Raw genomic sequence first — 23,230 nt, forward strand, 5'->3', positions numbered from 1 at the left:
ATGGCCAATTTCGAGAGAGGATCGGACGACGTGCGCGTGTTCGACGCCGCCGAGGACGAGGAAGACGTCGAAGGCTCGCGCCTTCCGCTCCTGATCGTCATCGCGTTGCTCGTACTGGCGGCGTTCGGTGCCGTGGTCTGGCTCGCCTATCAGAAGGGCGTGCAGCAGGGCCACGCGGAGGCTCCCCGCGTGATCGCGGCCGACCAGGGTCCGGCCAAGGTGGCGCCGGACAATGCCGGCGGGACGCCGACGCCCTATACCGGCCTCAAAATCTATCAGCAGCCCGCGCCGTCCGACGCCGATGCCGGCAACGACACCGCGCCGCCGTCGAACGATGCTATGAAGCCGGCCCCCGTTCAGGCTACGCCGGCCCCGCCGCCTCCCAAGCCTCAGTCCATGGCCATGGCGCCGGCGCAGGTGCCGGCGACCAAGCCGGTCGTCGCGCCGCCCGCGGCGCCGAAGCCCGAGCCCGCTGCCGTCAAGCCCGCGCCGGTCGAACCGAAGCCGGCCCCGACTCAGACGGCGGCCGTGACGCCGCCCCCCAAGCCGGCTCCCGCGCCGGTTACCGCGCCTGCGACGGCTCCGCCGACCGGTTCGGGGCTGCTCCAGATCGGGTCGTACAAGTCCGCGGCGGACGCCAACGCCGCCTGGGCCGCGTACAAGGCCAAGCACGCCTCGCTGGTGGGCGGATTGTCGTCCGATGTGCAGGCGGTGGATCTCGGGGCCAAGGGAACGTGGCATCGCCTGCGCATCGTGGCGGGCAGCAAGGCCGAGGCGAGCGCCCTGTGCGCGAAGCTGAAGGCCGAGGGCGGCGACTGCCTCCTGGCGAAGTAGCCGGACGAAAGAGTAGGGGAATGCGGACACGCGCGATCTATGGCTGCGCCGGCTTCGAGCTTGGCGCCGCGGAGCGGGATTTTTTCCGCGAGCTCCGGCCTTGGGGGTTCATTCTGTTCGCGCGGAACATCGGCCCTGCGGATCAGATCCGCGCGCTGGTGGCGTCGCTGCGCGACACGGTCGGCGATGCGAACGCGCCGGTGCTGATCGACCAGGAAGGCGGGCGCGTGGCGCGGCTGAAGCCGCCCGCCTGGAAGGCCAGGCTGCCCGCGGCGCGCTTCGGCGAGGTCTATGCCGCGAGCCACGAGGCGGCGCTGGAGGCGGTCTATCTGAATGCCAGGCTGATCGCGCACGACCTGACCGAGCTCGGAATCAACGTCGATTGCCTGCCGGTGCTCGACGTGCCGGTGGCGGGCGCCGACGCCGTGATCGGCGACCGCGCCTTCGCGGCCGATCCGGCCGCGATAATCGATCTGGGCCGGGCGCAGATCGAAGGCCTGCTGGAAGGCGGCGTGCTGCCCGTCATGAAGCACATCCCCGGCCATGGCCGCGCCACCGCCGATTCGCATCTGGCGCTGCCGCGCGTGGCGACGGAGGCCGAGGAGCTCAGCGCCACCGATTTCGTGACGTTCCGGAGCCTCAATACCTGCCCGATGGCGATGACGGCGCATGTCGTCTACGAGAGCATCGATCCCCAGCGCCCTGCGACCACCAGCCCGAAGGTGATTCGCGACGTGATTCGCGGCGAGATCGGATTCGACGGCCTGTTGATATCGGACGATCTTTCGATGAACGCGCTGGACGGGCCCTTGTCGGTGCGTACAAAGGCTGCACTGTTTGCGGGCTGCGATGTGGTGCTTCACTGCAACGGCAAGATGGACGAGATGGCCGAAGTGGCATCCGAGGTGAAGGAACTGGACGGGCAGGCGCTCAGGCGCGCGGAACACGCGCTGTCGCATTTGAGCGCGCCGGACGCGTTCGATCCGGCGGGCGCCGAGGCGCGGCTGGCCGAGCTCATGGGCGCCGATTATCGCGACGTGGGCGCATGAGCGACGCAGGCGAGAATTTCGGCGATTTCGACGCCATCGTGGCGTTGGCCGACGAGGCGCTGATGGTGCATGTCGACGGCTTCGAAGGGCCGCTCGACCTTTTGCTGACCCTGGCGCGCAACCAGAAGGTCGACATCGCGAAGATCTCGATCCTGAAGCTCGCGGACCAGTATCTCGAATTCATCGAATCCGCGAAGAAGATGAACCTGGAGCTGGCGGCCGATTATCTCGTGATGGCGGCGTGGCTGGCCTATCTCAAGTCGCGCCTGATCCTGCCGCAGCCGCCGACCGTGGACGGCGAGCCGACGGCGGACGAGATGGCGACTCGGCTGCGCTGGCGGCTGCAGCGCCTGGAGGCGATGCGCCAGGCGGCGGCGCGGCTGATGGCCGGCGACCGGCTGGGGCGCGATGTCTTCGGCAGGGGCGATCCCGAGCCGGTCAATGTGGTCAAGCTGAAGACCTACAAGGACACGCTGTTCGACCTCCTGACCGCCTATGCGACGCAGCGCACCAAGACGCTGGGCGGCAAGAACTATGTCCGCCAGCACGCCCCGGTGCTTCTGATCGAGGAGGCGCGGGCGCGGCTGGAGCGGATGCTGGGGCGCATCGCCGACTGGAGCGGGCTGGAGCGGCTTCTGCCGTTCGAATGGTCCGGCGGACAGCGGCGGCGCTCGGCGCTGGCCTCGACGCTGCTCGCCTGCCTGGAACTGGCGCGGGACGGACGGATCGAAATCCGCCAGATGGCGCCGTTCGAAGAGGTTTATATTCGCGACAAGATCGCGCCTATCGCTGAGGTCTCGCCATGAGTGGAGTCGCCCGCCTGGTCGCCAAGATCGAAACGGAAATGGGAGTGGAAGTGGAACAGGAGACGCCAGCCGACGAGGCCGTGGGCGTAAACGCCGAGCATCTGCGCATGACGGAAGCCTTGCTGTTCGCCGCGAGCGAGCCGCTCGATGCGACGGCATTGTCAACATCGCTGCCAGAAGGGGCGGATGTGCCTGCGCTCTTGGCCGAGCTTCAGGCGGTCTATGAGAAGCGCGGCGTAAACCTCTCGAATGTCGCGGGAAAATGGCAGTTCCGCACCGCGCCGGACCTCGCCTTCCTGCTGCGCAAGGAGCAGCCCGAGCAGCGGCGGCTGAGCCGCGCGGCGATCGAGACACTGGCGATCATCGCCTATCACCAGCCCGTCACGCGGGCCGAGATCGAGGATATTCGCGGCGTCATGCTGTCCAAGGGGACGCTGGACGTGCTGATGGAGATCGGCTGGGTGAAGATCCGCGGCCGCAAGAAGACGCCGGGCCGGCCGGTGACCTTCGGCACGACGGAGGCCTTTCTGGTCCAGTTCGGGCTGGAGAATGTGAACCACCTGCCGGGCGTGGACGAGCTGAAGGCGGCCGGCTTCCTGGAGGCCATCCCGCCCGCCGGCTTCGACGTGCCGAGCCCGAGCGACGAGCTCGGCCCCGACGAGGACCCTTACACCGGCGAGGAAGAGGCCGACCTGGCGACCGGCGGGCCGGAGCTGAACTAGAGTATCGTTGGCCGATTCCGGCGGGACCGCGTTCGGGCCCCGGACGGGACACCCAATCTATTGCAGCACACCGCCGCCAGCACGCACCAGCAAACGCGAAAGCTCGGCCTGGCCGGTCGTGCCGGTCTTCTCGAAGATGCTGGCAAGCTGCGATCGCACCGTGTTAAGGCTGATGCCGAGTTGATTTGCGATTTCGCGCGGCGCCTGGCCTTCCAGCAGCCAGCGGGTCACGCGGATCTCCGCGACCGTGAGGGCGAACAGGTCCCGCAATTGCTGGTCCGCGATGCGCCACGGCGCGTCCAGATCGCTGACTCCCACGAGAACGCAGGGGCCGTCGTCCGACAAGCGTTCGGCGCGCAGCGGCGCGACGGTGATGGAAAGCCGCGCCTCCGTTGCCGCCGATGTCAGGGCCATCGCGCCGCCTTGCCGGACCTGCGGATCGCGCGATCCGGCGGCGCCGATCAGGGCTTGCAGCCGTTTTCCGGATTCCGCGCGGCAGGCGATGAGCATGCCGCCCACGACCGTCAAATCGTCACGCCGCGCGAGCATGGCTTCGCCGGCGCTGTTGACATGGCGGACGCGTCCCGTCCGGTCGATGAGGAACAGGGCGTCGGGCGACCGGTCGACGATGTGCGCGAGGCTTTGGGCGACGGCGCGGGCCTCGGAAAGCTTTCGGCCCAGCTTCTGCGCCCGTATCAGATGCGGATGCAGCGCGGCACAAAAGGCGAGATCGGCGGCCGTGAACGGCCCCTGGCGCTGTGCGCGATAGGCGTCGATCCCGGTCCATTTGCCGTCTTCGAAGGTCAGCCCGATCGAGATGTCGGAATGGATGTCGAAGGCCGTGTAGAAGTCGTTGTAGTATTCCGTGCGGACGAATTCGTCCTTGGCCAGCCAATCCACATCCCGCATCATGCCGGGTAGCCAGCGTCCGCCGCGCCCACGCGCCTTCGGATGCAATCGGCCCGGCTGCGACTTCAAAGGGTTTCGATCGGCAAACCGGCCAAGACGGTTGCCGAAATCGACGGAGTCCAAACCCGCCGCCACCACGCTGCCGACTTCCGTGAACACGGTATAGGACCGCAGCGCCGCGGCATGGCCGCCGATCAGGCCCGCGAAACGCTCCAGCAGCGCCGGCCACAGGCCGGCATCGATGGCGGTCTCGTAAACGAGATCCAGCAGGCCTTCCCGGTCGGATATGTCGCCCATTGCACGTTCCCTGCCGCAGCGCGCGTCGCGGCCGAGGCTCTCGCAGGCAGAAAATCCGAGATCGCGCGCCGCGGCAAGGCCGGCGCCCGGCGCCGTGGATTTTCCCGGATTTACGGCGTTTGGAGCATGCGGCGGCGGCACCATTCACCTGAATGATGCGGATGACGCGTGCCGCGTCCTAGTTTCGCCTCGGCGGATCGGCTTTGGACGGGATGATGGACAGTTTTGCGATGCGCGGCGGGGCGCGCAGGGTGGGTTCGGTCGCGCTGCTGGTGGCCGCGGCATGGATCACATCGACGCCGGCGATTGCCCAGGCCGCACTCCCCGATTGCACAATCGCGGCCAATAACTGCTTTTATGCCTTCGGGGATACCGGATTCACAGCCTCTACGAGCGAGGAACTTGTCTTCAATGCGCCGAGCGTCGTCACCAACCAGACGACATCTTTCCGAACGGAACTGATCGGCAAAATCACCGGCGGCGCGCCGCTCTACGACCGGACCTTCGCCTTGCCGTTCAGCGATCCCGCCGTCCAGGCCGGCGTTGGGCAGGCGCGTCTGGCGATCACGACGGCCGGCGGCCCTGGCGTCGTCATTCTCGGCCCGACCCTGACCAGCCGGACAGTGACGACGACCTCATCTTCGGTCACGACCTACAGCCTTGATCACACGGTCATCTCCAACACTGTAACGACTTTCGATAACGGCACGATTCCCGGCACGGATTTTGTCATAAATCAGACGAACGGAGAGGTGTCCTACAACGGCGCCGTGATTGGAGCGTTCAGCGCGCCCTGCGAAGCAACTGGTGGGCTGTCGCCAATCTGCTTCTATGTTGTCGAGAATGTCGTCAACGGCGTCGTGCGGGGTCCAACGCCAAGCCTTTACATCGGGACACGTTCGACCTGCGGAGTCAGCGTCGCAAGCCTCCCGAGTACGGCCAGGCCGACCTGCTCGAGCGGCGGGACACCGGTCCTCCTTGCAGGCGGGCAGGTCGTCTTCAATGTCGACACCGGCACCACCGACTATATCGACCAGGCGACGACGACCACGACCGACACCCTGACCTCCGAGGTCTACACGCTGACAGGCACGGTCAAACCCATCGGCACGGTGCATGCGGTGGCGGCCGTGGCGGGCTTCGAGCAGGCGGAGGGCTTCATCGCGCGGCTGTTCGCCATGTCCGATGACGCGCAAGGCCTGTGGATCGACGGCTGGGGCCAGGCATCGACCACGCCCGGGCGCGGCGACACGCCGGGCGATTCGCGTAGCGGCGGCGGCATCAATGGCGGCTTCCAGTATCGGCTTACCGACGCTCTGCGCATCGGCGCGTCGGTCGATTGGGGCCGCACCAGCCTGGGGTTGCATGACGCCGGCGAGAGCGGCGGCTTCGACCTGACGACGGCCGCGTTCAACGCTGCCTTCGAGTCCGGTCCGCTGTTTGCCCACGCGGCCATCGGCCTCGGCTCCGGTCATCTCTCGACCACGGTCTCGCCCATCGGCCTCGGCGAGACCGCCACCAGTCGCGACGGCGTCAATGTCTATTTCGGCGGCGCCGAAGCCGGCTGGCGCTTCACGATGGACGACGTCGTCCTGACACCGCATGCGGGCCTCACCTATACCGGCGTTCACATGGGCGGCTTCGTCGAGACCGGATCGGCTCTGGCGCTGCAGGCGCCATCCGCCGACTTCCGGCGCGGGCAGTTCTATGCCGGTCTCGATGCTAGCATTCCGCTGTCTCCCAGCTTCGAGGTCGGCGGATTCACGCGCGTCGCCACACGGTTCGGCGATCTGGCCCCCAGACTGCCCGTGAGCTTCACGGCCGGCGGCCCGCTGCTCGTCATCGAAGCGCCGGGAGATGACGGCACGGGCGCCGACCTCGGCCTTCATGCCGGATACGCACTCGCCGACGGCATCCAGGCCTTCGCGGCCTACGAGGCCTTTACCGGCGGCCGCTCCGTCAACCAGTCGGCCAATGTCGGGATAACCATCGCGACGTTCTAGCTAATCCTCCAGCTCCACCACCACCGCCTCGCCGCCTTCCAGCGCGATGGCGAGGTCGCCCTTGCGCAAGGCGAGCGCGTCGTTGCCGAAGACCTGGGCACGCCAGCCATGCAGCGCCGGGACGCCTTCGTCCTCCAGGGCGGCGAGGCGCTCGATGTCGTCGGCATTGGCGATCAGGCGCGGCGCGACGCCCACCGCCTCGGCCCGCAGGCGCAGCAGCGTCTTGAGAAGATCGACCGCGGCCTGGCTCGGTTCGCGGCGCCGCCGCGGGCGGTCCAGCTCCAGGGGCTCGGGCGGCTTGGCATGGCGGCCCTCCTCGATGGCGTCCATCAGCGTCTTGCCGAGACGCGAATTGGCAAAACCCTTGGGCACGGCGCGGATGCGCTCCAGCGCGTCGGCATCCTCCGGCGGATGAGCGGCTATCTCCATCAAGGCCTCGTCCTTGAGGACGCGGCCGCGCGGGATGTCGCGGGCCTGGGCCTCGCGCTCGCGCCAGGCGGCCAGCGCGGCGATCATCGCGAGGAAACGCTTGTTGGAGGTGCGCGGCTTCAGCCGCTTCCACGCCGTCTCTGGATGCAGCGCGTAGAGATCGGGATCCTGCAGCGCCGCGATCTCCTCCTGCACCCAGGAGGCGCGGCCGGTCTTCTCGAGCTGCTTCTTCAGATATTCGTAGATCGTGCGCAGATGGGTGACGTCGCCGATGGCATAGTCGAGCTGCTTCTGGCTCAAGGGCCGGCGCGACCAGTCGGTGAAGCGCGAGGATTTGTCGATCTCGACATGCGCGATCTTGCGGCAGAGCGTTTCGTAGGACGCCGCGTCGCCGAAGCCCGCGACCATGGCGGCGATCTGGCTGTCGAACAAAGGATCGGGGATCATGCCGCCCTGGTGGTGGAAGATCTCGATGTCCTGCCGCGCCGCGTGCAGCACTTTGACGATGCCGGGCTTTTTCAGGAGTTCGTAGAAGGGCGCCAGGTCGATGCCCTCGGCCAGGGGGTCGACGATGGCCTCGACGCCCGGCGCCGCCACCTGGATCAGGCAGAGCTTGGGCCAATAGGTCTGGTCGCGCATGAACTCGGTATCGAGCGCGATATAGGGCGCGTCCTCCATCTCGGCGATGAGGGCGCTGAGGTCGGCATTGTTGTCCACGATCCGCATCGGATCGTGATAGCGGATTCGCGCGGCCCTTGCGCGCGGCTATTTGGCCTTGAGCCCCACCGTCCTGCCGGGGATGCCGCCGGCGTCGAAATAGCGGACGGTGCCCACCTGCTGGTACTCCAGGACGGTGCGCAACCCGCCGGCACCGGGGGCCGAGCGGAGCGTCCCGGACGTCGCCGTCACCGGTGCGCCGCCCACAAGGGCTTCGATGGCGGGGCGGCCGGTCAGGGTGCCGGGTCCGGCCAGGGATATCCCCAGGATATGGGCGACGGTCGGCGCGATGTCGGCATTGCTGACCGGGGCGGTGTCGACGAAGCCCTTGCGGAAATCCGGTCCGATGGCGGCCATGAAGTTCCGCGTGTCGGCCCGGCTGAAGGTGCCGTGCATGCCCTGGCCGGTGTGGAGCGGCGTGTCGGCGATCTCCACGGTGCAGAGCAGGGACGGGGTCGCGGTGCAGCCCTTGGCGAGGAAGGAGCGGAAGCCGACGACGATAGCCGGCTGCGGCAGGCTGGAGGAACCGATCAGGTTGATCTGGCTCATCGGCAGCGCACCGGCGAAGGCGGCCGGATCGGCGTTCAGGAGCGCGTCGTTGACGAAGAGGGCGCCGACATAGGACGCCAAGACCAGCTTGGCGAAGATCGCCTTGGCGGTGGCGGCTCCGCCCGGGCCGGGCGCGTAGATGAAGTCCGTGCCGCCGTTCGAGGCCACGATGGCGGCGGGCGCCTCGGCGCTCGGGCCGATCAGGGCGTTGCCCTGGCTGGGACGGTCGCCGTCGTCGCGAACGATCTCGGTGTTGGAGCGATCGGGATCGAACAGCTTCTGGCCGCCCAGCCATTGCGCCACGTCGAAGGCGAGGAAGCCCTGGGGCAGGGAAGCCGGCGGCGTCGAACCGTCGGCCGGCGGGATGCCCTTGGCGATGGTCGAGAAGCCGTGATCGGCGGTGACGAAGATGTCGGTGGTGCCGTCCTGGCCGGCGAGCTTCAGCGCCTCCATCAACACGCGAAGCTGGAAATCGGCGCTGGCGATGGCGATGCGCGCGCTCGCGCTGTTGATGCCGGGCACGAGGCGCCCCTCGCTGTCGATGGCCGAGTGCTGCGTCGCGTCGGGGTCGCGGGACCAGTAAAGCATCACGAAGGGTTTGCCGTTGTCCTTGAGATCGGGAACCAGCGCCTGCGCGGCGATGGAAACGAGCCAGGCCTGCTGCGTCAGGTTCGGCGCGCTGGTGAAGGCGGGGCGGTCGTCGCCGGTGGCGGCGAAGGATTCGGCGCCGAGCGCGCCGCTCAGCCTCGTGCTCCTGGTCGGCGTGCCGTCGGGATTGGTGGCGCGGTTGGTGGCGTCGTCGATGAAGACGCCGAGCGGATCGTCGACGCGGGCGTCCTTGGCATCGAGCGAGCCGAGGTTCTGGATCGCGGCGGGGCCCTTCTTGCCGAGGATGGCGGTGTTGAAGCCGGCGGCGCGCGCGGCGCCGATCAGCGTGGTCTGGCCCATATAGCCGTTGGGGAAGTGGTCCTTGACGTCGCGCAGCACGCAATCGTCTTCCAGGAAGGTCACGACGGCGCCCTGGCGGCAGGGCACGGGGAAGTCGACGAACAGCGTGTTGCCGTAATCGCCGGTGTCGCCGAGATAGTGGCCCGAGGCGATCGCCGAGGCGTTGGCGGTGGTGACCGTCGGATAGATCGAGTGGCTGTTGGCGAAATCGACGCCATCCTTGGCGATGCGGGCGAAGGTCGGCGCCACGTCGGGATTGACGCTGTCATAGCGCAGGCCGTCGGCGACGAAGACGATCACATTGTGCGGCTTTCCGGGAGCCGGCGCCGCTTGCGCCGGCGGAACCGGCTTGGCGTGTCGGGCCGGCCTGGCGGAAGCGGGCAGGGCGGCGGTCAGGGCGAGGGCGGCAAGAAGGGCAATACGGATCGGCTTCATCAAGGGAATCCTCTATTCTGTCCGCAGCTTAGGCCCGGTTTCGCGACAGTTTCACTATGCCGGCGCGGGCCTTGACCGCGACACGGATACCCGTCAAACACCGCTGCTTTCAAAGGTTTTTCGCCATGCATGCCTATCGCACCCACACTTGCGGCCAGCTTCGCAAGAGCGACGTCGGACAGACCGTCCGGCTGTCGGGCTGGGTCAATCGGCGGCGCGATCATGGCGCGCTTCTGTTCATCGACTTGCGCGACCATTACGGCATCACGCAATGCGTGGTGGAGCCGGACGAGCCGGCTTTCGCCGAGTGCGACAAGGCACGCTCCGAATGGGTGCTGACGCTGACCGGCCGCGTCGTGGCGCGCACGTCGGAAACAGTCAACAAGGACCTGCCGACCGGCGAGGTCGAGATGCGCATCGACGCGGTGACGGTGCAGGCGACGGCGCCGGAGCTGCCGGTGCCGGTGTTCGGCGACCTCGACTATCCGGAGGAAACGCGGCTCAAATACCGCTTCCTCGACCTGCGGCGCGAGCGGCTGCACAAGAACATCGTGCTCAGGTCCAAGATCATCCAGTCGCTCCGTACGCGGATGATCGGGCAGGGCTTCACCGAATACCAGACGCCGATCCTGACCGCCTCGTCGCCGGAAGGCGCGCGCGACTTCCTGGTGCCGAGCCGCCGCTATCCCGGCCATTTCTACGCGCTGCCGCAGGCGCCGCAGCAGTTCAAGCAGCTCATCATGGTGGCGGGCTTCGACCGCTATTTCCAGATCGCGCCGTGCTTCCGCGACGAGGACGGCCGCGCCGACCGCTCGCCGGGCGAGTTCTACCAGCTCGACATGGAGATGAGCTTCGTCACGCAGCAGGACGTGTTCGACGCGATCCAGCCGGTCTTGCTGGGGACGTTCGAGGAGTTCGCCGAAGGCCGGAAGGTCTACGCCGAGGTGCCGCACATCACCTATGAGGACGCGGCGCTGAAATACGGCACCGACAAGCCGGACCTGCGCAATCCGATCGTGATCTGCGACGTGTCGGACGTGTTCGCGCGGGATGACGTGGCGTTCAAGGCGTTCAAGGGCAAGACGGTGCGGGCGATCCCGGCGCCGGGCGCCGCGGCGCAGCCGCGCTCCTTTTTCGACAAGCTGAACGAATGGGCGCGCTCGGAAGGCGCCGCGGGCCTCGGTTATGTGATCTTCGAAGACGATGGCGGCAAGACCGTCGGCAAGGGACCCATCGCCAAGTTCATTCCCGAGGCGGCGCAGGCCGAGCTGGTCGCGCGCGCCGGCATCAAGGCCGGCGACGCGTTGTTCTTCGCGGCCGACAAGACCGAGCGGGCGGCCAAGCTCGCCGGCTTGGCGCGTACGCGGATCGGCACCGAACTCAAGCTGGTCGAAGAGGGCGTCTTCAAGTTCTGCTGGATCGTCGACATGCCGATGTATGAGTGGAACGAGGACGAGAAGCGCATCGATTTCGGGCATAACCCGTTCTCGCTGCCGCAATTCGACACGCCGGACTTCATGGCGCTCGATCCGGAGAAGGATCGCGATACGATCCTGGGCATCAAGGTGTTCCAGTACGACATCGTCTGCAACGGCTATGAGATGCTGTCGGGCGCGGTGCGCAACCGCGATCCCGAGGTGATGCTCAAGGCGTTCGAGATCGCCGGCAGCGGCCGCGATTTCACGGAGAGCAAGTTCGGCGGCATGCTGAACGCGTTCCGCCACGGCGCGCCGCCGCATGGCGGTTGCGCGGTCGGTCTGGAGCGCGTCGTGATGCTGCTGGCCGGCGAGGAGAACATCCGCGAGGTCACGATGTTCCCGATGAACCAGCAGGGCCAGGATCTCCTGATGAACGCGCCGACCGAGGTCTTGCCCAAGCAACTGCGCGAACTTCACATCCGCGTGGTGCAGCCGGAGAAGGCGTGACATGGAGCCGGTCGAGGGACACGCCGTCATCCGGTTCGCAGACGTGTTCCTCGCCCGCTGGCATGCGAGCGGGAAATATGTGGTTCCGCTCGTCGGGCTGGCGTGCGGGGCTTACGCGTTCTACGACCTCCCGAGGGGGCTGCCCGGCCGGTTCGACATCATCGTGATCGCCGCCGTCACACTCATGGTCATGGTCATCCTGTTTTGCCTCATCATGTTCGTCGTGATGGTGGCGCTGTCGTTCCTGTTTTTCCTTCCGCTCAATCGCCTGCAGCGGACCATCGACTATCATGTCGCGAGCGATGGACTGCGCCTGACCGATGGGCGCGGCCTTTCGCTGTTCATGCCCTGGAGCGCGGTTCGCCGTACGAGGGAAACGCGGCGCGCGTTCCTGTTGCGCATCCGGCCCCTCAGCGTTCGTTATCTCCCGCTTCGTGCCTTCGCACCGGCCGATCTTCCGCGTCTGCGCGCGCTGCTGCGCGAGGTGTTGCGAGACCGGGCGCGGATCGGGGCTTGAGTCGTGCACGAACCCAGCCGGCCGCGCTTGTTTGCGGCCTGGGTCCCCGCACGCTGTCGCTACGGGGTCCCCTCGCGGCGCTTTGCGCTGCTCGGCCGGGGATGACAGCGCTCCTTAATTCAGCTTGCTGCCCAGCGCCTTGATGCTGGTCTCGATCATCGCGGCGGCCTTGGACTCGTTCATGCGCGCGGCGATAAGCTTTTCGGCGGCGGCGGTCGCGGCGTCGGCGGCGAGCTGGCGGATCTCGGCCATCGCGGCGGCCTCGGCCTGGGCGATCTTGTCCTGCGCGACCTGGGCGCGGCGCGCGATCTGCTGGCTGAGCGCGGCGCGGGCCTCGACCGCGAAGCGCTGGGCTTCCGCCTTCGCCTCGTCGACGATGGACTGGGCTTCGCGCTCGGCGCCGGCGGCCTTGGCCTTCAAGCCGGCGAGGGTCGCCTCGGCTTCCTCGCGCAGGCGGCGCGCCTCGTCGAGTTCGGCCGATATGCCGGCGGCGCGCGCGTCGAGCATGCCGGCGACCATCCGGGGCACGCGGACATAGAGCAAGAGGCCGATCACGGCGACGAAGCCGACCGCGACCCAGAACTCGGGTTCCTTGAGGATTTCCATGGCTCAGCTTCCGGTGGCGGCGCGGACCGCGGCCGTCGCGTCGTCGGCCGACACGGTCTCCCCGGTCAGATGTGCGACGATGGCGATGGCCGCATCCTCCGCCGCCTTGACGACATGCGAGCGGGCCGCTTCGCGCGAGGCGGCGATGCGGGCCTCGGCGGCGGCGATCTCGTCATGCGCCTTGGCGCTCGCGGCGGTACGGTCGCGCTCGAGCTCGTCGGCGATCGATTTGCGGTTGGTGTCGGCCAGCGACTGGGCCCGGGCGCGTGCGCCGGCGAGCGCGGTCTGGTAGGCGGCCTCGGCGGCTTCGGCGCCGGTGCGGTCCTTCTGCGCCACCGCCAGGTCGTCGGCGATGCGGTGACGCCGCGCCGAGATCGTGCCGGCAATGCGCGGGCCGGCGACGCGCCACAGGACGACGAACAGGAAGGCGAAGGTGATCGCGAGCCAGAAAAGCTGGCTCGGGAACGTCTCCGTCTTGAACGGCGGAAAGCCGGCGCCCTGGTGCGGGGCTGCTTCCGTCGTCGCCGTGGTCGCCGCGTCCGCCATCAGAACGCGAACAGGATGAGGAGCGCGATGACGAGGCCGAACAGGCCGGTCGCCTCGCACAGCGCGAAGCCGAGGAGCAGGTTGGTCGACTGGGTGGCCGCGGCGCCCGGATTGCGCAGCGCGCCCGACAGATAGCTGCCGAACACGTTGCCGATGCCGATGCCGGCGCCGACGAGGGCGATGCAGGCGAGGCCCGCGCCGATCATTTTCGCTGCTGCGAGATCCATGGTGTGACTTCCTTTTAGTGATGGTCGTGGAGGTGAAGCGCTTCGTTGAGATAGATGCAGGTGAGGATCGCGAAGACATAGGCCTGCAGGAACGCGACCAGGAGTTCGAGCAGCATGATCGCGACGATCAGCGCCATCGGCGCGACGGAGAGCACCGAGAGAATGCCGCCGGCGCCGCCGAGCAGCACGACGAAGCCGCCGAACACGGCGAGCATGGTGTGGCCGGCCAGCATGTTGGCGAAGAGGCGCACCGAGAGGCTGATCGGGCGGGTGAGGAAGGAGATGATCTCGATCGGGACCAGGAGGAACAGCAGGAGGATCGGCGCGTCGGGCACGAAGAGCCGGAAGAAGCCGATGCCGTGCTTGGCGAAGCCGGTGACCAGCACCGCCAGGATCACCAGGCAGGCGAGCGCGAAGGTCACGGCGATCTGGCTGGTCACGGTGAACGAGCCCGGGATCATGCCGAAGAAATTGCTGAACAGCACGAAGATGAACAGCGTGAAGACGAAGGGGAAGAATTTCAGCCCGTCCTCGCCCGCCGCGCCCTGCAGCATGTTGGCGACGAATTCGTAGGACAGCTCCGCCATCGACTGGCCGCGGCCGGGCACCAGGGCGCGCTTGGACATGGCAAGGGTGAGGAACAGCGAGGCGGCGACGGCGACGATGATCATCAGCAGCGCCTGGTTGGTGAAATAAATGTCGTGGCCGCCGATGGTCAGCAGCGGCCGCGCGATGAGCGGCTTGACCTCGAACTGCTCCATCGGGTTCAGCGCCATCGCCACGGGGTCAATTCTCCTCGTCGTCCCTGACCGAGGGGGCAGGCCCATGGGCCGCCATCTCGGCGTTGATCTCACCGGCCGCGCGCATCACGTTGCGGATCCCCGCCGCGGCGCCCAGCACGAACAGCACGATGAGGAAGACCGGTTTGGTATGGACACCGAAATGCCCGAACAGCCAGTCGATGCCCCATCCCAAGGCGCCGCCCACCAGCAGCGCCGCCACGAGCTCCGTCGCGAAACGGGTGGCGATGCCCATCTGCGTCGGCGGCGGGCGCTTTTTGCCCGTCGCGTGTTTCGCCTGGGCTTCGTCCAGCCGCTTGCCGAGATCGCGCAGATTCCGAGGGTCGGGCATGGCTGACCTTCCCGTCTCTTTTGGCCGAAATTCCGCGCTAAACCGGCCTTCGCGGCTCGCTCGAAGGCGCGCGGAACATAGGGTTGGGTTTTGGAGGTGTCAACAACGCAAGAACGGGCGTAAGTGGCGGAACTAACTGGCGAATTTCGAGGCGCGGCGATATGCGCGCGGGATCCTCTACCAATTCAATTCCACCAGGCGAGCGCCTGCGTCGAAGCGATTCAGGATCGTCGCGAAATCTCTCTCGAGTCGATAGAGCAGCTGCCAGTTGGAACAATTTCCCAAGCAAACGCGCAAAACGCGGGGACCAGGCGTTGCGGCGGTCGGCGCGATGAAGTCGGCATCTTTGGTGATGATGATCGCGTCGCGCTCGATGGCATAGCGCCAAATATCCCTATCCCCTGCTCGGCCCAGACCGAGGTCGAGGACATGAATTCCATCATGCCCCTTGGTTCGGAGATAAGGAAGCAATTGTCGAGGGATGTGGACGTCGCAGACGAAGAAAACGCCCATTCCCAAGGCTATTCCGCGGCTTTAACGACCGGATGATCGAGCGCGTTCGCGGCATAAGCCAAGGACGCCCGAATGTCATCGGCCTCGAGGAAATCGAAATCGGCCAGTATCTCTTCAGGTGTCATGCCGCCGGCGAGCATCTGGAGAATGTCGATGACACGCATGCGGTATCCCCGGATGCAGGGGCGGCCGCTCATCTTGCCCGGCTCGACGGTGATGCGCTTCAGCAGGTCTTCCGACATGGCGGGCAGTATAGCGCAATCGGCCATAAAGGGCCACTTGCCTACTCCGCCGCCGCCTTCTCGGCCTGGGCGAGGGTCACGGAGACGAGCTGGCTCACGCCGCGCTCCGCCATGGTCACGCCGAACAGGCGGTGCATGCGGCTCATCGTCAGCGCGTGGTGGGTGATCACCAGGAAGCGCGTGTCGGTGAGGCGGGTCATCTCGTCGAGCATGTTGCAGAAGCGCTCGACATTGGCGTCGTCGAGCGGCGCGTCCACCTCGTCCAGCACGCAGACCGGCGCGGGGTTCACAAGGAACACCGCGAAGATCAGCGCCATGGCGGTCAGCGCCTGCTCGCCCCCCGACAGCAGCGCCAGCGACTGGAGCCGCTTGCCCGGCGGACGGGCGAATATCTCCAGGCCGGCTTCCAGCGGGTCTTCCGACTCGGTGAGGGTGAGCTTGGCCTCGCCGCCCTCGAACAGTTTCGAGAACAGCGTCTGGAAATTGGCGTTCACCTTCTCGAAGGAGGCGATCAGACGCTCCCGGCCTTCCTTGTTCAGGCTGGTGATGCCGCGGCGCAACCGCTCGATCGCGCCGACAAGATCGTCGCGGTCCGCGACCAGGGTCTGCAGCCGGGTCTCATGCTCGGCCGCCTCTTCCTCGGCGCGCAGGTTCACGCCGCCGAGCTGCTCGCGCTCCTGCTTGAGCTTCTCGACGCGCTTGTCGGCCTGTTCGAGCGGCGGCAGTTCTTCGTCGGGCTTGATCTCGGCGCGCTCGGGCAGTTCTTCCGGCGTCGCTTCCAGCTCGTCGCGGATGCGATCGCGCAGTTCGGCGATGCGCGCGGTCGCGGCCTCGAACAGCGCCTGGCCGCGGGCGCGTTCCTCGCGCGCGACGGAAAGCGCGGCATCGGCGGATTTGGCGTCCTTGTCGGCCTCGGCGAGCACGCTTTCGGCGACGGCGCGCGCATCGGCCGCCTGCTGGCGCGCGACATCGGCCGCGCCGATGGCGTCGAGCAGCGCGCCGCGCTTGGCGGCGATAGTTTCGGGCAGCGCTTCGGCGACGGCGAGCTCGGCGGAGAGTTCTTCGCGGCGGCGTTCCAGTTCCTCGATATGGGTGAGCGCGGCCTGGCGGCGTTCTTCCCAGCGCGTGCGTTCGTCGGCGATGGCCAGGAGCCGGCGGGCGCGAGCTTCACCCTCGCGCTTGAGCCCGTCGAACATCGCGCGGGCTTCGGAATAGGCGGTGCGCGCCTCGGCATTGCGGCCGCGCGCGGTCGCGACGTCGTTGGTGAGCGCCACGCCGTCGCCAAGCTGTTCCAGTTCGGCCTCGGCGGCGCGGCGGGATTCGAGGGCGGCATCGTGGCTCTGCGTCAGGCGGCGTATCTCGGCTTCCAGCGACGCCAACTGCGAGGCGCGTTCGGCGGCGGCGCGGGCGGCCTTGGTTGCGAAATCCTGCGCCGCGATCAGCGACTGGTCGGCGCCGCGCTGCTCGCGCTCGGCGGCGCGCTCGGCGTCGCGCGCCGCGACGGCTGCTTCCTTGGCGGCGGTCCAGGTGGCGAACACCGCGGCGCGGCGCTCCTTGGCCCCTTCGATCTCCGAATCGAGCGCGGCAAGGCGGTTCTTCTGCGACAGGCGGATGGCGGCGGCGGACGGCGCGTCGGCGCTCGCCGAATAGCCGTCCCAGCGCCACAGATCGCCGCGCGGCGAGACCAGCCGCTGGCCGGGCTTGAGCTGGGGCTGCAGGCCCTTGCCCTGATCGGGAAATACGACGCCGGTCAGCGCGAGGCGGCGGGCCAGCGCGCTCGGACCTTTCACGAAATCGGCGAGCGGCCGCGTGCCTTCGGGCAGGGGGGCGCCCTCGTAATAATAGACGCCGAGATCGCGCCAGTGATGCGGCGAGGCCTCGTCCAGCGGCGCGTCGAGATCGTCGCCCAACGCGGCGGCCAACGCCGCTTCGTAGCCGGGCTGCACGGTTACGGCGTCGACCAGCGGCGGAAAGAGATCGTGGCCGTCGGGACGCAAGAGATCGCCCAGCGCCTTGGCTTCGGCCGACAGGCGCTGCCATTCGCGCTCCGCCTCTTCGAGCGGCGTGCGGGTCTCGCTTTCGATGCGCTGCGCTTCGGCGAGCGATTCGCGCGCGGTGGCGGCGGCGGCGCGCGCCGTCTCGGCCAAAGCACGGGCGCGCTCGGCGGCCTCTTCAGCGTCGCGGACGTCCGGCGCCTTGGCGGCGGCTTCCATCGCGGCGTTCAGCCGGGCCTGGGCCTGTTCGAGCTGCGCGGCGCTGGTCTCGGCCAGGGCGTTGCCAAGTTCGCGCGAGCGCTCGGCGCTCGCCTTGCGCGCGTTCCAGTCGGCGAGTTCGGCAGTGAGGCGTTCGAGCGTCCGCTCGGCCTCAGCCAGCGCTTCGTTCAGGCTCGCGGCGAGCGCGTCGGCTTCGACGAGTTCGTCGGCGGAGCGGGCGATGGCTGCTTCGAGGGTTTCGGATTCGGCCGAGAGCGTCCCGAGCGCCGTCTGCGCGTCGTTGTCGAGCACACGGTCGCGCGCGATGTCCTGTTCGGTCTGGGCGATGCGCTGGCGCAGGCGCTGCGCGGTTTCGCGGGCGCGGGCCTCCTCCTGTTCGAGCTGCTCGCGCTCGACGGTCAGGCGGTGCAGGGCGGCGTTGCGCTCCGCTTCGGTCTGGCGCAGCGGCGGCAATTCGCTCGCGGCATTGGCTTGCGCGGTCGATGCTTCGGCGGCCAGCGCGGTGCAGGCCTCGACGGCGGCGATGGCGGCGGCGAGGTTCTCTTCGTCGGCGCGCAGGCGAAGCTCGGCGGCGGTCCAGCGCAGGTGATGCGCCAGCGCCTCGGCCTTGCGGATATGGCCGGAGAGATTGCGGTAGCGCGAGGCCTGACGCGCCTGGCGCTTGAGGCTGGCAAGCTGGCCTTCGACCTCGTGGATCACATCGTCGAGCCGGCCCATATTGGTTTCGGCGGCGCGCAGGCGGAGCTCGGCCTCGTGGCGGCGCTGGTGCAGGCCGGCGATGCCGGCCGCCTCTTCCAGGATGGCGCGGCGCGCGAGCGGCTTCTGGCTGATGAGCAGGCCGATCTGACCCTGGCGCACAAAGGCGGTCGAACCGGCGCCGGAGGAGGCATCGGCAAAGAAAAGCTGCACGTCGCGCTGGCGCACGTCGCGGCCGTTGATGCGGTAGACCGAGCCGGCCTCGCGCTCGATGCGGCGGGAGACTTCAATGGAGTCGTATTCGTTCCAGGCGCCGGTGGCGGTGCGATCGGTGTTGTCGACGAAGAGCGTGACCTCGGCCATGTTGCGGGCGGGGCGGCCGCCGGAGCCGGCGAAGATCACGTCGTCCATTTCGCTGCCGCGCACCGAGCTCGGCCGCGTCTCGCCCATCACCCAGCGCAGCGCGTCGAACAGGTTCGACTTGCCGCAGCCATTGGGGCCGACCACCGCGGTCAGCCCGGGTTCGACGTGCAGCTCGGTCGGCTCCACGAAGGACTTGAAACCCGACAGCCGGAGCCTGGTGAACTTCAAATGCTGTGCGCCGTCCTACGCTCGAGAGCCGGCGTTACTTCTTCGCCAGCAGTGAATCCAACTTCGCCTTGATCTCGGGCCATTGCGCGCCGGGCGTCTGAACTTCGCCGTTGATGACGAAGGTCGGCGTGCCGTTGATCCCGTACCGCGTCTGGGCGTCCTGCGAGACGGCCATGACGCGGGCATTCTTGTCCTTGTCGCGCATGCAGGCGACGGCCTGTTCGGCGCTCATGCCGGCGATGCGCGCCTGCCCGACCAGTCCGCCTTCGACGTCCTGCACGCCGTTTTCCGGGTCCCACTTGTCCTGATTCCGGTAGAGCTGGTCAATGAATGCGAAATAGTTATCCGCAGGCAAACAGCGGGCGAGCGACTCGGCGGCGACGTCGGGCTGGCCGATGGGGAAGACGCGGAAGATGTAGTAGACCTTGCCGGTGTCGATGTATTGCGACTTGAGGACGGGGATGCCTTCCTCGTTGAAGCGGGCGCAGTGCGGGCACATCGGCGCGGCATATTCGATGGCGACGATCTTCGCCTTGGGATTGCCCAGCGCGCGATCCTCGGCCGCCAGATCGGGGCCGTTTCCGCCGGTGGGAACGGCGCCGGCCCCGCCCGAATTGCCCATCACGAACCAGGCGATGGCGCCGAGCACGACCACCGCCAGGACGACGGCGCCGATAAGAATCTGGTTGCGACTCACGGGCGCTCTCCCAATTGGAACCGCCTGCTTTTGGCAGACCGGCCGCAAAGCTTCAATGCCGCGAATACGGAGCGTAAGACGGGGTTATTTGGCCAGCTTGGCGTCGAGCGCGGCTTTCATGTCGCCCCAGTGCCATTCGCCGCTATAAACGTTCTGGCCGTCGACGATGAAGGTGGGCGTGCCGGTGATGCCGTAGCGGGCGGCGCCCTCCTGGGCGATGCGCATTGTGCGGGCCTGGGTGTCCTTGTCGTCGATGCACTGGGAAGCCTTGTCGGCCGGCATGCCGGTGGTGGCGGCCATGGCGATCAGAGAGGCGCGCACGTCGAGGATGACGTGGCCATCGGGGTCCCATTTGTCTTGATTGCGGTAGAGATAATCGATGAAGGCGAGATATTGCGATTTGGGCAGGCAGCGCGCGATGCCTTCGGCGCCGTAATCGGGCGCGCCGATGGGAGAGACGCGGAAGATGTAGAACACCTTGCCGGTGTCGATGTACTCGGCCTTCAGCCGGGGAAACTCGTTCATGTCGAAATTGGCGCAGATCGGGCACATCGGCGCGGCATATTCGATCATCTTGATCGGGGCGTCGGGCGAGCCGAGCGTGATTTCGTAGTCCGCGTCCGTCACCGCCGCGGTGTTCGCGATCGCCGGCGGGGCGCCCTCATCCTGCGCCGTGTACCAGGCGAAGCCGCCGAGCGCGGCCAGTGCCAGCACGATGATGCCGAGGAGGACCTGGTTGCGATTCACCTTGTGCGCCCCCGACGCCGTTTGCCTCGCCGTTTTGGCAGAGCGCCGGGACCGGTTCAATCGGCGCCGCGCCCACGCGTGCGCTGGCGGGCGAGATTGAAGAGGGCCTGGCCGAGATCGGGCGGGCCCTGCCAGCGCCGGGCCGGATCGGACGGTGCGGGGTCGACGGGCTTGGGACGCTTGGGCGGCGGCGGATGCCGCTCGGCCAGGGCGCCTTGCACGAAGCGCAGGCGCACGACGGCGACGCGGCCAAGATAGGAATTGATCCGGGCGCACAGTGCGCGGCTCTCATGCTGGAGGAAGAGGGCGGCGGCCGGCTCGGCCTTGAGCGTGAGCAGGCCGCCGCTCGCCGTTTCGGAGAGGCGGATGGGGCGGGCGAGCCGCGCGGTCTCGGCGCCGGCGATCTCGGTCCAGCGCAGCACGAGCGAGGGATCGGAAAACCCGGCACGCGCGAAGGCGGTCTTGGCGGCCAGCGTCGCGTCACGGGCGACCTCGCCGACGCGGCCGCGGCGTTTGGGCGGTTCTTCGGGTTGCCCCCGCCGCGATAGCGGCGAATCGATTTGTGTGTCGGACTTCTCTTGCGCCATGGTGCGAGTATGCCAGCGCGCGTGACGAAGAAGCAAAAGCCGAACGAGGTTTCCGCACGGCCATTGCTCGACTGGTACGACGCGAACCGGCGCAGCCTGCCATGGCGCGCCAAGCCGGGCCGCAGGGCCGATCCGTATCATGTGTGGCTCTCGGAGATCATGCTGCAGCAGACGACGGTGCAGGCGGTCGGCGCGTATTACGTGAAGTTCCTCAAGGCGTGGCCGACGGTGGGCGCGCTCGCCGCCGCCGAGCAGGACGAGGTCCTGACGGCCTGGGCCGGGCTCGGCTATTACGCGCGGGCGCGCAATCTGCACGCGGCGGCGAAAGTCGTGGCGGGCGATTTGCGCGGGAAATTTCCGCAAAGCTTCGAAGGCCTGCGCGCGCTCCCGGGCGTCGGCGACTACACCGCCGGCGCGATTGCAGCGATCGCGTTCGACCTGCCGCATGCCGCGATGGATGCCAATGCCGAGCGGGTGATCGCGCGGGTGTTCGCGATCGGCGAGCCGCTGCCGAAATCCAAGCCCGCGATGCGCGAAGCGCTGCAGGCGCTCGTGCCGGCGAAGCGGGCCGGGGATTTCGCGCAGGCGCTGATGGACCTGGGCTCGGCTGTCTGCACGCCGAAGCGTCCGGCGTGCCCGCGATGTCCATGGTTCGAGGATTGCGAAGCGCGGCGGCGCGGCATCCAGGAAGACTTGCCGGTGAAGGCGCCGAAGATGGTGCGGCCGCTGAAACGCGGTGCGGCGTTTGTCGCGCGGGATGCGGACGGCGCGGTGCTGCTCGTGAAGCGGCCGGAGAAGGGATTGCTGGGCGGCATGATGCAGCCGCCGCTGGGGCCATGGGGCGAGGATTTTCCGTCGCACGACCAAGCGCTGAAGCAGGCGCCGTTCAAGGCTGAGTGGAAAAAGCGTGCCGACGTGGTGCGCCACGGCTTCACGCATTTCGAACTGGAGATCGAGGTATATGTGGCCACATTGTCATCCCCGGCGAGGACCGCGACAGCGGTCCGAGGGAAGGGGACCCAGGTGGCGCAGCATCCCGATGCTGGGCCACCTGGGTCCCCTTCCCCTCGCGATGCTGCGCATCGCTCGGCCGGGGATGACAGTTTTTGGGTTGGCGATCTAAATTCGGTCGCGTTACCGACCGTGATGAAGAAAATTCTCCATCACGCCTTCGATAATGACGGACCGCTGTTCGCTCACGCCAGATCGGCCCGCAGCCGCTGACGCAGGACGTCGATCGGGACCAGCGTGCCGTTGTGCTCGTATTGCCAGAAGGTCCAGCCGTTGCAGGCGTCCAGGCCCTGCACATGCGCGCCCATCTGGTGGATCGAGCCCGTCGCGTCCGCCGTCACCAGCGTGCCGTCGGCGCGCACCTTGGCGCGGTGGCGCTTCTGGGTGCCGTGCAGCACCGTTCCAGGCGGCAGCAAGCCGCGCTCGACGACCCAGCCGAAGGGGATGCGCGGCTCGGCGCGTTTGGATTTGGTGACTTCGATGGCCTCGTCGGGCGCCGGCACGACGGCGGCGATGCGCTCGCGCGCGATGCGGGCATAGTCCCGGTCGCGCTCCAGGCCGATGAAATGGCGGCCGAGCCGCTTGGCCACCGCGCCGGTGGTGCCGGAACCGAAGAACGGGTCGAGCACCACGTCGCCGGGTCGGGTCGAGGCCACGATCACGCGGTGGAGCAGGGCCTCGGGCTTCTGGGTCGAATGCGCCTTGCTGCCGTCCGCGCCCTTCAGGCGCTCGTTGCCGGCGCAGATCGGCAGCGTCCAGTCCGAGCGCATCTGCAACTCGTCGTTCAGCGCCTTCATCGCCTCGTAGTTGAAGGTGTATTGCTGCCTGGGCGTCTTGGTCGCCCAGATCAGCGTCTCATGCGCGTTGGTGAAGCGGCGGCCGCGGAAATTCGGCATCGGGTTGGTCTTGCGCCACACCACATCGTTCAGGATCCAGAAGCCGAGGTCCTGCAGGATCGCGCCGACCCGGAAGATGTTGTGGTAGGAGCCGATCACCCACAGCGTGCCGGTGTCCTTCAGGACGCGGCGGGCCTCGGTCAGCCATTCGCGGGTGAAGCGGTCGTAATCGGCGAAGCTGCCGAACTGGTCCCAGGCGTCGTCCACGGCATCGACCTTGGACTGGTCGGGGCGGCGAAGCTCGTTCTTGAGCTGGAGATTGTAGGGCGGGTCGGCGAAGACCAGGTCGGCGACGCCGTCGGGCAGCGTCCGCATCCCTTGGACGCAATCGCCCTCGATCACCTGATCCAGCTTCGTGCCCGCCATGCGCCCCACCGTTTATCAACA

Annotated in this window: 23 protein-coding genes; 8 read left to right on the forward strand and 15 right to left on the reverse strand. The window is 67.8% G+C overall.

What is annotated here, in order from left to right; genetic code table 11:
* The 4 genes from WDN01_05280 to scpB are packed head-to-tail and all read left to right on the forward strand — an operon-like array spanning position 1 to position 3,411.
* The gene (locus tag WDN01_05280; GenBank protein ID MEJ0025422.1) at positions 1-834 is read left to right on the forward strand and encodes an SPOR domain-containing protein; all 834 of its coding nucleotides are present in this window, start codon (positions 1-3) and stop codon (positions 832-834) included.
* A gap of 20 nt (positions 835-854) precedes the next feature.
* Positions 855-1,883, forward strand: a complete 1,029-nt coding sequence (gene nagZ, locus WDN01_05285; GenBank protein ID MEJ0025423.1) for a beta-N-acetylhexosaminidase — start codon at positions 855-857, stop codon at positions 1,881-1,883.
* Positions 1,880-2,689, forward strand: a complete 810-nt coding sequence (locus WDN01_05290; GenBank protein MEJ0025424.1) for a ScpA family protein — start codon at positions 1,880-1,882, stop codon at positions 2,687-2,689. The genes nagZ and WDN01_05290 overlap by 4 nt, the downstream gene beginning before the upstream one ends.
* Entirely contained in the window at positions 2,686-3,411 is a 726-nt protein-coding gene (gene scpB, locus WDN01_05295; GenBank protein ID MEJ0025425.1) for an SMC-Scp complex subunit ScpB, read from the forward strand. Before WDN01_05290 ends, scpB begins: the two co-directional genes overlap by 4 nt.
* A gap of 57 nt (positions 3,412-3,468) precedes the next feature.
* Here scpB and WDN01_05300 read toward each other — a convergent pair whose 3' ends face one another.
* A complete protein-coding gene (locus WDN01_05300) occupies positions 3,469-4,617 on the reverse strand; it encodes a helix-turn-helix transcriptional regulator (protein ID MEJ0025426.1) in 1,149 nt (382 codons plus the stop codon).
* A 215-nt stretch (positions 4,618-4,832) separates the two neighbouring features.
* Here WDN01_05300 and WDN01_05305 point away from each other — a divergent pair, with 215 nt between their 5' ends.
* Positions 4,833-6,620 (forward strand): autotransporter outer membrane beta-barrel domain-containing protein, encoded by a 1,788-nt coding sequence (locus tag WDN01_05305; GenBank protein MEJ0025427.1) that lies wholly within the window; start codon positions 4,833-4,835, stop codon positions 6,618-6,620.
* On the opposite strand, the gene rnd is transcribed toward WDN01_05305, so the two are convergent.
* Positions 6,621-7,766: a ribonuclease D gene (rnd, locus tag WDN01_05310; protein ID MEJ0025428.1), complete on the reverse strand. Its 1,146-nt coding sequence runs from the start codon at positions 7,764-7,766 to the stop codon at positions 6,621-6,623.
* 48 nt (positions 7,767-7,814) lie between these two features.
* Positions 7,815-9,698 (reverse strand): alkaline phosphatase family protein, encoded by a 1,884-nt coding sequence (locus WDN01_05315; protein ID MEJ0025429.1) that lies wholly within the window; start codon positions 9,696-9,698, stop codon positions 7,815-7,817.
* 125 nt (positions 9,699-9,823) lie between these two features.
* On the opposite strand from WDN01_05315, the gene aspS reads away from it, so the two are divergent.
* Positions 9,824-11,623: an aspartate--tRNA ligase gene (aspS, locus tag WDN01_05320; protein MEJ0025430.1), complete on the forward strand. Its 1,800-nt coding sequence runs from the start codon at positions 9,824-9,826 to the stop codon at positions 11,621-11,623.
* A 1-nt stretch (position 11,624) separates the two neighbouring features.
* Positions 11,625-12,140: a YcxB family protein gene (locus tag WDN01_05325; protein ID MEJ0025431.1), complete on the forward strand. Its 516-nt coding sequence runs from the start codon at positions 11,625-11,627 to the stop codon at positions 12,138-12,140.
* Positions 12,141-12,254: 114 nt separating this feature from the next.
* Here the strand turns inward: WDN01_05325 and WDN01_05330 are convergent, their stop codons facing one another.
* The 11 genes from WDN01_05330 to WDN01_05380 form a co-directional block, all read right to left on the reverse strand.
* The gene (locus tag WDN01_05330; protein ID MEJ0025432.1) at positions 12,255-12,746 is read right to left on the reverse strand and encodes an ATP F0F1 synthase subunit B; all 492 of its coding nucleotides are present in this window, start codon (positions 12,744-12,746) and stop codon (positions 12,255-12,257) included.
* Positions 12,747-12,749: 3 nt separating this feature from the next.
* Entirely contained in the window at positions 12,750-13,292 is a 543-nt protein-coding gene (locus tag WDN01_05335; GenBank protein ID MEJ0025433.1) for a hypothetical protein, read from the reverse strand.
* Positions 13,292-13,519: a F0F1 ATP synthase subunit C gene (locus WDN01_05340; protein MEJ0025434.1), complete on the reverse strand. Its 228-nt coding sequence runs from the start codon at positions 13,517-13,519 to the stop codon at positions 13,292-13,294. Before WDN01_05340 ends, WDN01_05335 begins: the two co-directional genes overlap by 1 nt.
* Before the next feature lie 14 nt (positions 13,520-13,533).
* A complete protein-coding gene (locus WDN01_05345; protein ID MEJ0025435.1) occupies positions 13,534-14,295 on the reverse strand; it encodes a F0F1 ATP synthase subunit A in 762 nt (253 codons plus the stop codon).
* Between the two features lie 10 nt (positions 14,296-14,305).
* On the reverse strand, positions 14,306-14,650 hold the full coding sequence (locus WDN01_05350) for an AtpZ/AtpI family protein (GenBank protein ID MEJ0025436.1): 345 nt from the start codon (positions 14,648-14,650) through the stop codon (positions 14,306-14,308).
* 177 nt (positions 14,651-14,827) lie between these two features.
* Entirely contained in the window at positions 14,828-15,163 is a 336-nt protein-coding gene (locus WDN01_05355; protein MEJ0025437.1) for a DUF5615 family PIN-like protein, read from the reverse strand.
* 8 nt (positions 15,164-15,171) lie between these two features.
* Positions 15,172-15,405 carry a DUF433 domain-containing protein gene (locus tag WDN01_05360; GenBank protein ID MEJ0025438.1) on the reverse strand — a complete coding sequence of 78 codons (234 nt, stop codon included), beginning with the start codon at positions 15,403-15,405 and terminating at the stop codon, positions 15,172-15,174.
* A 41-nt stretch (positions 15,406-15,446) separates the two neighbouring features.
* On the reverse strand, positions 15,447-18,905 hold the full coding sequence (locus tag WDN01_05365; protein MEJ0025439.1) for an AAA family ATPase: 3,459 nt from the start codon (positions 18,903-18,905) through the stop codon (positions 15,447-15,449).
* A 34-nt stretch (positions 18,906-18,939) separates the two neighbouring features.
* The gene (locus WDN01_05370; GenBank protein MEJ0025440.1) at positions 18,940-19,602 is read right to left on the reverse strand and encodes a DsbA family protein; all 663 of its coding nucleotides are present in this window, start codon (positions 19,600-19,602) and stop codon (positions 18,940-18,942) included.
* Between the two features lie 84 nt (positions 19,603-19,686).
* Complete coding sequence (locus WDN01_05375) at positions 19,687-20,349, reverse strand: thioredoxin domain-containing protein (protein ID MEJ0025441.1); 663 nt, start codon at positions 20,347-20,349, stop codon at positions 19,687-19,689.
* Positions 20,350-20,405: 56 nt separating this feature from the next.
* Positions 20,406-20,936: a DciA family protein gene (locus WDN01_05380; protein ID MEJ0025442.1), complete on the reverse strand. Its 531-nt coding sequence runs from the start codon at positions 20,934-20,936 to the stop codon at positions 20,406-20,408.
* Between the two features lie 63 nt (positions 20,937-20,999).
* Here WDN01_05380 and mutY point away from each other — a divergent pair, with 63 nt between their 5' ends.
* Entirely contained in the window at positions 21,000-22,160 is a 1,161-nt protein-coding gene (gene mutY, locus WDN01_05385; protein ID MEJ0025443.1) for an A/G-specific adenine glycosylase, read from the forward strand.
* Here the strand turns inward: mutY and WDN01_05390 are convergent.
* A complete protein-coding gene (locus WDN01_05390; GenBank protein MEJ0025444.1) occupies positions 22,133-23,209 on the reverse strand; it encodes a site-specific DNA-methyltransferase in 1,077 nt (358 codons plus the stop codon). The two genes, mutY and WDN01_05390, sit on opposite strands and share 28 nt — an antisense overlap.
* Positions 23,210-23,230: the final 21 nt, after the last annotated feature.

This window comes from Rhizomicrobium sp. (assembly GCA_037200985.1).
Taxonomy (GTDB): domain Bacteria; phylum Pseudomonadota; class Alphaproteobacteria; order Micropepsales; family Micropepsaceae; genus Rhizomicrobium.